Genomic DNA, 12519 nt, shown 5'->3' with positions numbered 1-12519 from the left:
TCGTCTACGAGATCACCAGGCGGAGTGGGCGGGGAATCGTGGTCAGCACCTTGCGGCGGCGTTCACCCTCAATGTCCCGCAGCAGCCACGAGTAGTAGGACCGAATACCGCGGAGTCCGATGCGGCGGCGCATCTCTCGGTCGAGCAGCGACCATTCTCGGTCGTTGATCAAAGGCAGAGTTTCTTGCTCTTCGTGCCGCAAGTGGTTGTGCAACAGCTCGGACAGTGCCACAAGCGTCGGTCGCGCGGCGTCCGGCCCCGCGGTATCGAATGTCCGATTCACCTGTGCCAGTAGGGGATCGATCCGGTCGTGTTCAGCGGCCATCTGCTCGACCAACCGCGCGTCCACGCCGCGGCGGCGCAGACTCGGCCAGAGCACGACGTCCTCCGCAGTGTGGTGGACGGACAGTTGGGTACGAAACTGCGTCCAGCGCTCACGATCCGGGGCGGCGGTAAGCGCTCGGAGATCGCGCCGGAACGCGTCGTGTGCTGCGTACATCATGGCCACATCGCGTTCGGACATCTACCTGACCTTTCGTCTTGCGGGTGATCCGCGTCTTGGATCAATTACATCCACGCGAGACGAGGCGGAACATCGTTCATTCACCCAAGTCCATACGCGAGCGTCTCCGGACTCGAGCCGACGATTCTCAGCGACCAAGTGTTGAAGCGCCTGTGCCGCAAGGCAGTCTGTGTGTGCCCATTGTCCGATTCGAACTCTCGTTCGAAGATTGATAGCCTTCGCGCATGGTCAGCTCATCGCATGAAGCGATGCATGGGATCTTCACTCACAACGCCGCGGCGGTCGGTCATGCCTTCCGTGTGCTCGACCTTCCGTTCCCTGATCCCGTTGCAGTGGAACAGATTTCGGTCGACCTGACGGAGACGGCGCCGGTTGAACGGCGGGCGGACACGATCCTGCGGGTCACGACCGCGGTGGATGAGTTTTTGCTCATCGTGGAGGCACAATCGAGCAGCGACAACTCGCGGGTAGCCGCGTGGTCGTACTACGTGACTTTCCTGCACAACAAGTATCGGTTGCCTGTTGTGTTGGTGGTCGTCTGCCATGACAAAGAGACCGCCACCTGGGCGAGCAAGCCGTTGACGCTCACGTATCGGGGCTGGACGTGCTTCACTCTGCTGCCCATCGTCCTCGGCCCACACAACGTGCCTGCCATCACTGACCCGGCGGATGTCCTCGCCGACCTGCCTCTTGCTGCGCTGTCGGCAATTACTCACGCCCGTGAGCCCGAGATCGGTGCGATACTGGAGTCGATCATCATCGCTTTCCGGCGACACGGATTAGATGGTGAGACCGCGTTCTACGCTGAACTTATCGAACAGGGAATTTCACATACCGACGCAGCCCAGCTTTGGAGGGACAAAATGGAAACGGATCTGTCGTTCTTCCGTTCGGAATCTGCTCAGCGGCTGCGCGCCCAGGGACGCGCCCAGGGACGCGAGGAGGGCCTCGAAGCGGGGGTCGGTTTGGGAGTCGCACGCTCGGTGCTGACGGTACTCACTGGTCGCGGAATCGAGCTCTCGGCGGCCCAGCGCGAGCTGCTCGCCGGCACGACCGACCTCGACCAGCTCAACGCTTGGTTGTTGCAGGCAGTGACCGCGACCAGGGCCAGCGAACTCTTCGACTGAGCGGTTTCCCGCGCGGATCAGTCCGTCTGGCGGACCTTGATGGCGTCTCGGGAGATGTAGACGTCGTATTCGCCGGGGGTGGCGATGGTGGCGTTGCCGTAGGCGGAGCGGACGAAGGGGTTGGTGTACCAGCGGTCTTCGTTCATGTCTTCGAAGAAGTCGCGGTCGCCGCCGTTGAGGAAGGTGTGGTCTTGGGCGGGGGACTTGCCGTCGAGGCGTTGGCCGTACAGGCGGCTGAGCTTGTAGCCGGAGTGGAAGCCGAGGGCGTTGACCCACGGTTCGAGTTCGACGATGTTGGACTGTAGGGCGAACATGTCGCCCTCGATGCGATGGGTTGTCGGCTCACCCGCGTTTCCGTCTTCGTCGAACTGGGTGAGGACGAGATCGAGTTGGTGTTCTTGGCCGGCAACGGGTTTGGCGACTACGTGGGCGGCTTTGATTTCGCCGGTGAGGCCGAGGTAGGTCTGGAGGAGAGTGGCGATCCAGAGTAGGAGGACCGCGACCACGAGGATGGCGGCGCCGGGGACCGCGCGGCCGAGAACGGCTCTGGGTCCGCGACGGCGGGTGGCGGCCAGTGCGGCCGTGATCAGCAGGACGACGGCGAGGGCGATCATGGCCAGGAGACCGACCTGGGCCAACCCGAAGGACACCGGGAAACTCATGATGTGGGTATACCCCGAAACTACTGTGGCAGTCGCGGTCTCGAAGTTCTCGGGTGGGGAATTCGATCAAGGAGGGGTGACGGTGGACAAGTATCGGGTGCTGGTGGGGGTTCATCTGGTGTTGGTCGATGTGGCGGGGCGGGTGTTGTTGGGGCGCAGGGCGAATACGGGGTTCGGGGACGGGTTGTTCCATGTGCCCGCGGGGCATCTGGAGGCGGGGGAGTCGGCGGTGGCCGGGTTGATCAGGGAGGCGCGCGAGGAGGTGGGCATCGACATCGATGCTCGCGATGTGGAATTCGCGCATGTGTTGCTCAGTGACGAGCGGGTGCAGATGTTCTTCACCGTGCGGCGCTGGACGGGTCCGGTCACCAATCGCGAGCCCGAGAAGTGTTCGGAACTCGCATGGTTCGATCCCGCGGGCTTGCCCGGCGAGATCGTCGACTACTGCCGGGTGGGCATCGGCAAGGTGGTGGTGGGGCAGGCGTTTTCGGAATACGGGTGGGAATCGACTACGGGCTGACGGTCGGGGTCGCGGCGCGGCGGCGCATCAGGGCCAGGACCGCGATCGCGCAGCCGAGGGCCACGACGATCGCGACCACGCCGGGACCGGCACCTCGGTCGACGTCCGCGGTGCGGTACCAGGACGACGAATAGGCGAGGTGGCCGAAATTGCTGTCGCTCAGGGCGACTCCGACCGAGGGCACGAACAGGATCGCCAGGCCGACGGTCGCGGACGGGGGGCTCTGCGGAACCGACGTGCCGAGACAGTATCCGGCGACCGAGCCGAGGGCGAGGCAGCCGAAAGCGGCGGTGAGAGTGGCGGGTGGGGCGAAGACGTCGGCGGCGAGGACGAAGCAGGCCAGGGCGAGCACGCTCATGGCGGCTACCAGCGGACGTGGTGTGCGCATGCCGATCAGGAGGCCGGCGGCCGTGGCTGCCAGCGTGGCGAGGTCGATCCAGCCCGAGCGCGGCAGCGTGATCACGAGGCTGCCCGCGACGGAGAAACTGCTCATCAGCAGGACCAGAAGGCCGTCGCGTCCCGGCAGGATCAGCGCGGCGGCGACCGCGGTCGCGATGGCGGCGATCGAGGCGATGATCAGATAGGGGGCGCTGGTCTTGTGGGAGGCCACGGCGAGTGCGGTGATGATGGTCGCCGTGTAGGCGACGACGGCGGCGAACACAGGAGCCAGCGGGATGGCGGTTTCGGTGCTCCAGCGGGGCGAGGCCGCGGTGGTGAGCGCGAAGTAGGCGAGGGCGAGCACGCTGGCCGCGATGAACCACAGGGGCAGCGTGCCGCCGAGCGCGCTGCTGAAACCGTCGGAGTTCGGGTCGGTGGGCGACTGGGTCAGGTCGCCGAGGATGGTGCCGCCGAGCGTGCCGAACAGGTAGACGGTTCGCAGCAGTGGTTCGTTCCAGACCGCGATCGCGAGCGCGCCGATGACAACACCCGCGAGCAGCGCGTCGATGAACTTCAAGGTGGGCAGCGACAGGACGTCGAGGTGACCGTCGGCGCTGTCCGGAATCAACGCGAGATGGTTCACCAAGATGCCGACCAGCGCGGTCAGCGCGGTCCAGCGGGCCGTTCGCGGGCTGCCGATGGCCACCGTGACGGCGGCGGTGATCACCGCGATGAACGCCGCTCCGGTCATCGCCCGCGGAACGTTGAACACCAGCAGGTCGACATGCAGTGATGCCGCCAACGACGAGAAACTGATCGGCAGCATGATCGCGAGCGCCGCGACCGAGGTGGCGACGAAGATCGTGACGGTTTCGGCCGCGCGGCGAACGGTCGAAGGCTGCACCGAATCCCCGTTCTCGCGGCTGACCCGATCCGGGCGGACCGTGTCCGGAGCATAGCCATTTCGTCACCGGGCGATCGGCTCCTCGAATCGAATGCCGTTCGTGTCGCGGGCGCCGGCATGCGACGATTGACGAATCAGGTTGGCAGGCACAGGAGTCGGAGGCCGATGATGCCAAGCGGGGTTGTGACCTGGTTCGACAGCGGCAAGGGTTTCGGGTTCATCACTCCCGACGCCGGTGGACCAGACGTGTTCGTCGAGTACACCGAGCTGGCCGGCGGGGGATGGCGCACGCTGCGCGACGGTCAGCGGGTGGAATACACCGTCACCGAGACTCGGCGCGGACCCGAAGCGCACGATGTGCGGGCCGGGTGATCAGAAGACAGCCACCGCGTAGACGGCCAAGCCCGTTGCCGCCAGCGAGACGACCGCGCTCAGGATCAGCAGCTGATTGTTGAGGCGGTGCAGACGGTCGTGCCTGGCGCGGTGCGCGAAAAAGGAGTTCGTGGGGTTGCCGTCGCCGACGAAGCACGACCGGGAGTCGTGCAAGGCGCGGTGGGCGCGGGTTTCGGCGACCGTGGCGGCGAACAGGCTGAGGGCGGCGAGGACCGCGCAGATTATGGCGACGACAATGACAATCGGCATCTGAAACTCCCCCGTGAATTCGGCATAGCCGCAGCTCATGCCGGTGTTTTCTACCTCCCTTATTGTCTCATCGGGGTCTGACAGGTTTCAGTTCTGGCCGCTCGGCCAGAAGCGGCTCGCGCGCTGACCGTGGACCGGGCGGGTGAGGTTGGGATCCTCGGCCTCGGTGATGCCGACCTGCATCAGCAAGATCATGGTCACCATGCTGATACCGATGATCAGCGGCGTGAGCAGCTGGGCGGCGCTGGCGCCGGCGGCGTGGGCGGCGTGGGCGCTGGTGTGCGCGCTCATCGAGAACATGCCGGTGTAGTGCATGCCGGTGACGGCCACGCCCATCAGCAGGGCGGCGCCGATGGTGGCGAGGAAGCCGTGGATGTGCAGGGCGAACCACAGTGCCGCGATCGAGGCGATCACCGCGATGGCGAGCGACGCGGCGACCACGACGGGGTCGTAGATGATCTCGGCGTCGGTTTTCATCGCGTACATGCCCGCGTAGTGCATGGCCCCGACGCCGAGTCCGGTGATCGTGCCGCCGACCGGTAACGCGACGCTGTCCCAGCTGCGGCGCACCACGATCGACAATCCGAGCCACACCACACCCATGGCCACGGCGGCGCTGAACAAGGTGATGGGGACGTTGTAGCGGATGGTCACGCCGTGCACCGAAAAACCGAGCATCGCGATGAAATGCATGACCCAGATACCGGTACCACCGAGTGCGATCGCGGCCGCGGTGAGCCAGCCGCCGTGCATGCCTGATGCGCGCGAGCGAACCATGCAACGCAGCGCCAGCATCGACCCGACGACCGACATGACATAGGCCAGCAGGGGGGTCACCCAGCCGTAAGTGAAATGGTTGATATCCAGCACCGTCTACTCCTTGCGTGATTTCTCGGCGAGGCGTGCGAGCCCTCACGAACTCGGAAAATACGCTGGTAGAGAATTTGCCGTACTGGGTTTATCGAAAATGTAAAGGGTTGCTGACGGTGTCTCGTCACAAATACGTAGGGTGCTCGATGGTGAAGCGTTCCAGTCGGTTCGGTACGTGCGTCCACAGCGGATCCGGCATCCGCGGAGCAACTACCTCGGCATACGCTGAGCATCCGCCCGAAAAAGCGGGCTGCGTCACGTCCGTGGCAGCGCCGGCCGGCGGCATCCGAGGGTTGCGTTCCTCACAGTTCGCACACTTCGCACTGTGCGATGTGGCCGAATTCGTCGGATCATGGCATGGTGGACACCGAGACCAGGGCCGGACTATTAGGACCTAGCTCATCTACAGAAGGTTTTTGAAATGGCACAGGGTGTTGTTAAGTGGTTCAACGGCGAAAAGGGCTTCGGCTTCATCGCCCAAGACGGAGGCGGCCCGGACGTCTTCGTTCATTACTCCGCGATCGGCGGCTCCGGCTTCAAGTCCCTCGAAGAGGGCCAGCGCGTGGAGTTCGAAGTTGGTCAGGGTCAGAAGGGCCCGCAGGCGCAGGACGTTCGCGCCATCTGATTCTGCGCTGACCAGCGTACGAATGTGAAGCTCCGCACCGGATGGTGCGGAGTTTCTGCTATTCAGGGGTAGTCACCGCAGCGCTTCGGCGCGGAAGAACTCACCGGTGACGGCCATCGATGCGGTGAGATCGCGTGGTCCGCGCGCGGCGAATTCCACTCTGGCTGTCTCGAATTCGGCGTCGATGAACGCCGTGATCAGCGCGGGCGGGGCCGCCGAACCCATCTCTCGCGTCTGCGACTTGAGATCTGTCAGCTCGGTGATCGCGGACACTAGGTCGGTCGGCAGCGCGCACTCGGCGATCAGCGTCGGCAGGTGCATCGGCGCCACCGCGGCACCGGGGTGCTCGCGCAACCAACGCAGCGCCATCGCGGGCCGCAGCGCGTAGAACACCTTCTTCAAGCCGCCGTTGCGCTCGAACAGCGCCCACTGGCGCGCGCCCAGGTGCAGGTAGTGCCGGGCGATCCGGTCGCGATCGGCGACCTCCGTGGCCACCTCGCGCAGTCGGGTGCGAAACGACTCGTCGCCGCGGTAGACGATCGGCGACATCAACCATTCGACGAGCACCGCGTTGCCCGCCACCAACAGACGCAGCGCCTTCGCCAGATCCCAGCCGTTCACGTCGAGCAGGCCGACCAGCGGTGTTTCGATCACATCGCGGGTGCGCCACGGGGACAGGTAGGTGTCCAGGCCGGCCACATACACGAAACGGCAGTCGTAGTCGGAGTCCGGCGAGGGGAAACCCCAAGCACGGCTGCCGCTTTCGATGGCGAGCCGGATGGACACGTTGTGCTCGGCCGCCACCCGATCGAGCTCGGTGTCGACGGCGGCCACCACGGCCGGGTCCATCGATTCGGGGACGGTGCGCAAGGACATGCGGTGATGGTAGAGGGGGCGGCGCCCAGGGTTCACCCGGTTTTCGGGCAGGGGGGTAAGGGCAGCCGAAGTTCGGGCGACTATTCTGGTCGGCGGTAACTGCCGACCCCCATTCTTCCCCAGGAGTACCCCACAGTGAGCCAAGCAGGCCGTCCTGTAGTTCTGATCGCCGACAAGCTCGCCCAGTCGACCGTCGACGCACTCGGTGACGGTGTCGAGGTTCGCTGGGTCGACGGACCCGACCGCCCGGCGCTGCTCGCCGCGGTCCCCGAGGCCGACGCGCTGCTCGTGCGCTCGGCCACCACTGTCGACGCCGAGGTGCTCGACGCGGGCAAGAAGCTGCAGATCGTCGCCCGGGCCGGTGTCGGCCTCGACAATGTCGACGTGCCCGCCGCCACCGAGCGTGGCGTGATGGTCGTCAACGCGCCGACCTCCAACATCCACACCGCCGCCGAGCACGCCGTCACGCTGCTGCTCTCGGCCGCGCGCCAGATTCCGGCCGCCGACGCGACCCTGCGGGAGAAGACCTGGGCGCGCAGCAAGTTCAACGGCGTCGAGATCTTCGGCAAGACCGTCGGCGTGATCGGCCTCGGCCGCATCGGTCAGCTGTTCGCGCAGCGTCTGGCCGCTTTCGAGACCAAGATCATCGCCTACGACCCCTACACCTCGCCCGCTCGTGCCGCCCAGCTCGGTATCGAGCTGCTGAGCCTGGAGGAGGTGCTCGAGCGCGCCGACTTCATCTCCATCCACCTGCCGAAGACGCCCGAGACCAAGGGCATGCTCAACGCCGAGACGCTGGCCAAGACCAAGCCGGGCGTCATCATCGTCAACGCCGCCCGTGGTGGGCTGATCGACGAGCAGGCGCTCGCTGACGCCATCAAGTCCGGCCACGTGCGGGCCGCCGGTCTGGATGTGTTCGAGACCGAGCCGTGCACCGACTCGCCGCTGTTCGACCTCCCGCAGGTCGTCGTGACGCCGCACCTCGGCGCTTCCACCTCGGAAGCCCAGGACCGCGCGGGCACCGATGTCGCCAAGTCCGTGCTGCTGTCGCTGGCCGGTGAGTTCGTGCCGGGCGCGGTGAACGTCACCGGTGGCGCCGTGAACGACGAGGTCGCCCCCTGGCTCGACGTCGTCCGCAAGCAGGGCGCGTTGCTGGGCGCCATCGCCAGCGAGCTGCCCGTCAGTGTCGAGGTGCAGGTCCGTGGCGAGCTGTCCGCGCAGGACGTCGCCGTGCTGGAACTGTCCGCGCTGCGCGGGGTGTTCTCGGCGCTGGTCGAGGACCAGGTCACCTTCGTCAACGCCCCGGCGCTGGCCAAGGAGCGTGGCATCACCGCCACCGTCACCACCGCTTCGGAGAGCCCGACCCACCGCAGCGTTGTCGACCTGCGCGCCGTGTTCGGCGACGGTTCGACGCTGAACGTGGCAGGCACCCTGACCGAGCCGAACCTGGTCGAGAAGATCGTCAACATCAACGGCCGCAACTACGACATGCGCGCCGAGGGCCTGAACCTGGCCGTGCTGAACTACAGCGACAAGCCGGGCGCGCTGGGCAAGATCGGCACCCTGCTTGGCGAGGCCGAGATCGACATCCTGGCCGCGCAGCTGAGCCAGGACGTGGATGCCGAAGGCGCCACCGTGGTGCTGCGGGTCAATGCCGAGGTTTCCGCCGACGTGCAGACCGCGATCGCCGAGGCCGTCGGCGCCTCGAAGGTCGTCCTCGTAGACCTGGTCTGATTTATCGGAGCGCTGGCGCGCTCGAGTCGCGGCCGTCCCGACGAAATGCGGGGCGATACTCGCGCCTTCGGCGCATTGTCTCGCCCCGCATTTCGTCGAGACGGCCGCGACGCCCGCTGCGCGGGCAAGCCTCCTCGGGGTCGGCCTCGACGGGGCTGGGTCGGTGCGTAACGGCACCGCTTACGGTTGGTCGTGGCGACCGCCGATTCTCTGAACGGGAGCTGGACTTCATGAAACTCGCAGTTATCGCCGGTGACGGCATCGGTCCCGAGGTCATCGCCGAGGCGCTCAAGGTGCTCGACGTGGTGGTGCCCGGTGTCGAGAAGACCGAATACGACCTGGGCGCCGCGCGCTACCACCGCACCGGGGAGATCCTGCCGGAGTCGGTGCTGCCCGAGCTCAAGCAGCACGACGCGATCCTGCTCGGCGCGATCGGCGATCCGTCGGTGCCCAGCGGTGTGCTCGAGCGTGGGCTGCTGCTCAAGACCCGTTTCGCGCTGGATCACCACGTGAACCTGCGTCCGTCGAAGCTGCACGTCGGTGTCACCAGCCCGCTGTCGGGCAACCCGAATATCGACTTCGTGGTTGTGCGGGAGGGCACCGAGGGTCCGTACACCGGCACCGGCGGCGCGATCCGCGTCGGCACGCCGCACGAGGTGGCGACCGAGGTCTCCAACAACACCCGCTTCGGCATCGAGCGGGTGGTGCGCTACGCCTTCGCTACCGCACAGGCCCGCCGCAAGCACCTCACCCTGGTGCACAAGAACAATGTGCTCACCTTCGCCGGCTCGCTGTGGCAGCGCACCGTCGACGAGGTCGCCGTCGAATTCCCCGAGGTGACCACGGCTTACCAGCACATCGACGCTGCCACCATCCACATGGTGACCGACCCGGGCCGTTTCGACGTGATCGTCACCGACAACCTGTTCGGCGACATCATCACCGACCTCGCCGCCGCCGTCAGCGGTGGCATCGGCTTGGCCGCCTCGGGCAACATCGACGCCTCGGGCGTCAATCCGTCGATGTTCGAGCCGGTCCACGGCAGTGCCCCCGACATCGCGGGCCAGTCCAAGGCCGACCCGACCGCCGCCATCCTCTCGGTGTCGCTGCTGCTCAACCACCTCGGCAACACCGAGGGCGCGGCCCGCATCGAATCCGCTGTGGCCAAGGACCTTGCCTCGCGTACCGGTACCGCCTCCACCGTGGAGGTCGGCAACCGCATCGCGGCCATCGTCTGATTCCACCGCACGTAAAAGGCTCGCTCCGGCTGAATGTCGGAGCGAGCCTTTGTCATCTGCGGGTAGGAACGGAACTCGTTCGGCGAGTGGGGAATACAGGTGTTCGGTTGTGCCGGAACGCAATTCGCGGGCCGGGATGCCCCCTGTCGCGCAGCTACCCTCGGGGTCCTCGGGGTACCAAGGGCACCGCTGCCAGCGCGGCGACCGCCGCCAAGGCGTACACCACGGGGAAGCCGGTTGCTGTGATGACGGCACCGAAAAGTGGTGGGACGGCCGCTATTGCGAGGTTCTGGCCGGTGTTCTGGACGCCGAGACCTCGGCCGCTCCAGAACGGGCCCGCGATTTCGGCCACGGCGGTGAAGGCCAAGCCGTTGTCGGACACCGAGATCACCGAAGCCGCGACCATCAACGGGACAGCGGCCCACCACCAGTCGGTCCAGGCGGTGATCGTCAGGGCGGCCATGGCGACCGCGGCGGCGACGGCTACCTGGCGCAGGGGGCCGAGGCGGGAGCCGACGCGGTCCGACCAGGCTCCCGCGCCGATTCTTCCCGCGGCGCCCAGGAACTGGGTGGCGGTCATCAGCGCGCCCGCGGCGGCCAGTGACCAGCCCAGGTCGACGTGCAGCCACAGCAGGCCGAAGGTCCACAGGGTGGCCTGGGGGACGACCAGCAGGATCGAGACGCCGTGGATGCGCCACAGGGTGGAGTCCCCGCGATAGGGGTTGGCGCGGTCGGCTGCCTTCGCCGCCGGTCGCGGTGGGTCGACGATGCCGACCAGGCAGCCGATCGCGGCGACACCGGCCATCAGCGCGGGCACCAACAGGGCCGCGGGGATGCTGTGGTGCGCGGCCACCCACGGGATGGTGAGGGCGCCGATGCCGACACCCAGCGGTTGCGCGGTCTGGCGGATACCCATGGCCAGACCACGCCGATCCGGCGGGAACCAGCCGACGATCACGCGGCCACTGGCGCCGTTGGAGCTGGCAGCGCCGATACCGCCCACGAACAGCAGCACGCCGAACGCGACCGGGTTGTCCACCACGGCCGCGCCGACGCCTGCCGCGAACATCAGCAGCGTTCCCGCTACCAGCACGATGCGTTCGCCGATCCGGTCGACCACGTACCCCCACGCGATCAGGGTGCAGACCAGACCTACGGTCGGTAGTGCCACCAGCGCGCCGGCGGACGCGAGCGAATTGCCACGAGCGGTGAGCGCGGGCAGCAGAAACGGGGTGCCGTGGATGAAGATCGAACTCGAGGTCTGCGCGAAGACGCCGAGGGCGAGCATCGACCAGCGTCTGCCGTCACCGATCTGCGTTACTTCGGCCATCGGCCGCGCGTCTGTCACGATTCTCACCTCGCCGGATTGCACGATTGCATCTCACTATCTGAGATTGATGTCTCATTGCTTGAACATTGATGATTACGCTACACCTGTGACCCGTGGATGTTGCCCACCGAAGAGGTGTCTGACGGGTCACATCGCGGCGCGCGAATCCCGCACGCGGGCAGTGGCTTCGAATCACATCGGTGTGAGCTTGTCCACACTTTTCCCGAACCGCTATCGAGCGGCTCCGGTCGCATCACGGGCGCGTTCGGGCAGGTAGCCCCGTCTCGATAGACTCCGGGGCATGCGCTTAGGTCGAGTTGCCAGTCCCGATGGAGTCGCTTTCGTGAGCATCGAGGGTGACGGAAGCGATGCCGTCGCCAAGGAGATCGCCGAACATCCGTTCGGCTCGCCGACGTTCACCGGGCGGAGCTGGCCGCTGGCCGATATCCGCCTGCTGGCGCCGATCCTGGCGAGCAAAGTGATCTGCATCGGCAAGAACTACGCCGCACACGCGGCCGAGATGGGCGGCGAGGCGCCGGTGGACCCGGTGATCTTCATCAAGCCGAACACCTCGATCATCGGCCCGAACGCATCGATCATCCTGCCGCCCAGCTCTTCTCAGGTCGATTTCGAGGGCGAGCTGGCCGTGGTGATCGGCCGTCCGTGCAAGGACGTCTCGGCGGCGAAGGCATCCGAGGTGATCCTCGGCTACACCGTCGCCAACGATGTCACCGCTCGTGATCAACAGCGCCACGACGGCCAGTGGACCAGGGCCAAGGGCTACGACACGTTCTGCCCGCTCGGCCCGTGGATCGAAACCGCGCTGGATCCAAGCGATCTGGAGATCACGACCGAAGTCGACGGTGAGGTCCGCCAGCGCAGCCGCACTTCGCTGTTCCTGCACGATATTCCGAAGATCATCGAATGGATCAGCTCGGTGATGACCCTGCTGCCCGGTGACGTGATCCTCACCGGCACACCGGAAGGCGTCGGTCCGCTGCAGGCTGGGCAGAACGTGTCGGTCACCGTCGAGGGCATCGGCACCCTCACCAATCCTGTTGCCACCAAGCGCTGATACAGCGGAGAAGAG

Annotated in this window: 14 protein-coding genes; 7 read left to right on the top strand and 7 right to left on the bottom strand. The window is 66.3% G+C overall.

Features of this window, described 5'->3' with window-relative positions; genetic code table 11:
- Positions 1-4: 4 nt before the first annotated feature.
- Complete coding sequence (locus ASD42_RS07685; protein ID WP_056812020.1) at positions 5-523, bottom strand: hemerythrin domain-containing protein; 519 nt, start codon at positions 521-523, stop codon at positions 5-7.
- Positions 524-747: 224 nt separating this feature from the next.
- Here ASD42_RS07685 and ASD42_RS07680 point away from each other — a divergent pair, with 224 nt between their 5' ends.
- Positions 748-1650, top strand: a complete 903-nt coding sequence (locus tag ASD42_RS07680; RefSeq protein WP_056812017.1) for a hypothetical protein — start codon at positions 748-750, stop codon at positions 1648-1650.
- Positions 1651-1667: 17 nt separating this feature from the next.
- Here ASD42_RS07680 and ASD42_RS07675 read toward each other — a convergent pair whose 3' ends face one another.
- Entirely contained in the window at positions 1668-2312 is a 645-nt protein-coding gene (locus ASD42_RS07675; RefSeq protein ID WP_056812014.1) for a hypothetical protein, read from the bottom strand.
- 82 nt (positions 2313-2394) lie between these two features.
- Between ASD42_RS07675 and ASD42_RS07670 the strand changes: the two genes are divergently transcribed.
- Positions 2395-2832, top strand: a complete 438-nt coding sequence (locus tag ASD42_RS07670; RefSeq protein ID WP_063893617.1) for an NUDIX hydrolase — start codon at positions 2395-2397, stop codon at positions 2830-2832.
- Here ASD42_RS07670 and ASD42_RS07665 read toward each other — a convergent pair.
- Complete coding sequence (locus ASD42_RS07665) at positions 2822-4114, bottom strand: hypothetical protein (RefSeq protein WP_056812008.1); 1293 nt, start codon at positions 4112-4114, stop codon at positions 2822-2824. The two genes, ASD42_RS07670 and ASD42_RS07665, sit on opposite strands and share 11 nt — an antisense overlap.
- A 168-nt stretch (positions 4115-4282) precedes the next feature.
- Here ASD42_RS07665 and ASD42_RS07660 point away from each other — a divergent pair, with 168 nt between their 5' ends.
- The gene (locus ASD42_RS07660) at positions 4283-4486 is read left to right on the top strand and encodes a cold-shock protein (RefSeq protein WP_056815711.1); all 204 of its coding nucleotides are present in this window, start codon (positions 4283-4285) and stop codon (positions 4484-4486) included.
- On the opposite strand, the gene ASD42_RS07655 is transcribed toward ASD42_RS07660, so the two are convergent.
- Complete coding sequence (locus ASD42_RS07655; protein WP_131816598.1) at positions 4487-4756, bottom strand: hypothetical protein; 270 nt, start codon at positions 4754-4756, stop codon at positions 4487-4489.
- Positions 4757-4843: 87 nt separating this feature from the next.
- Positions 4844-5626, bottom strand: a complete 783-nt coding sequence (locus ASD42_RS07650; protein WP_056812002.1) for an MHYT domain-containing protein — start codon at positions 5624-5626, stop codon at positions 4844-4846.
- A 421-nt stretch (positions 5627-6047) separates the two neighbouring features.
- On the opposite strand from ASD42_RS07650, the gene ASD42_RS07645 reads away from it, so the two are divergent.
- Positions 6048-6251: a cold-shock protein gene (locus ASD42_RS07645; protein WP_056812000.1), complete on the top strand. Its 204-nt coding sequence runs from the start codon at positions 6048-6050 to the stop codon at positions 6249-6251.
- A 72-nt stretch (positions 6252-6323) separates the two neighbouring features.
- Here ASD42_RS07645 and ASD42_RS07640 read toward each other — a convergent pair whose 3' ends face one another.
- Entirely contained in the window at positions 6324-7127 is an 804-nt protein-coding gene (locus ASD42_RS07640) for a nucleotidyltransferase domain-containing protein (protein WP_200950387.1), read from the bottom strand.
- Positions 7128-7262: 135 nt separating this feature from the next.
- Between ASD42_RS07640 and serA the strand changes: the two genes are divergently transcribed.
- The gene (gene serA / locus ASD42_RS07635; RefSeq protein ID WP_056811996.1) at positions 7263-8861 is read left to right on the top strand and encodes a phosphoglycerate dehydrogenase; all 1599 of its coding nucleotides are present in this window, start codon (positions 7263-7265) and stop codon (positions 8859-8861) included.
- A 230-nt stretch (positions 8862-9091) separates the two neighbouring features.
- Positions 9092-10099 (top strand): 3-isopropylmalate dehydrogenase, encoded by a 1008-nt coding sequence (locus ASD42_RS07630; protein ID WP_056811993.1) that lies wholly within the window; start codon positions 9092-9094, stop codon positions 10097-10099.
- A 154-nt stretch (positions 10100-10253) separates the two neighbouring features.
- Here the strand turns inward: ASD42_RS07630 and ASD42_RS07625 are convergent, their stop codons facing one another.
- Positions 10254-11429, bottom strand: a complete 1176-nt coding sequence (locus ASD42_RS07625; RefSeq protein ID WP_056811990.1) for an MFS transporter — start codon at positions 11427-11429, stop codon at positions 10254-10256.
- A gap of 301 nt (positions 11430-11730) precedes the next feature.
- On the opposite strand from ASD42_RS07625, the gene ASD42_RS07620 reads away from it, so the two are divergent.
- The gene (locus tag ASD42_RS07620) at positions 11731-12504 is read left to right on the top strand and encodes a fumarylacetoacetate hydrolase family protein (protein WP_056811986.1); all 774 of its coding nucleotides are present in this window, start codon (positions 11731-11733) and stop codon (positions 12502-12504) included.
- Positions 12505-12519: the final 15 nt, after the last annotated feature.

Origin of the sequence: Nocardia sp. Root136, from assembly GCF_001427185.1 — a bacterium.
GTDB lineage: Bacteria > Actinomycetota > Actinomycetes > Mycobacteriales > Mycobacteriaceae > Nocardia > Nocardia salmonicida.
Note: the sequence above shows the minus strand (reverse complement) of the source record. Positions and strands in the feature narration are given on the sequence as shown.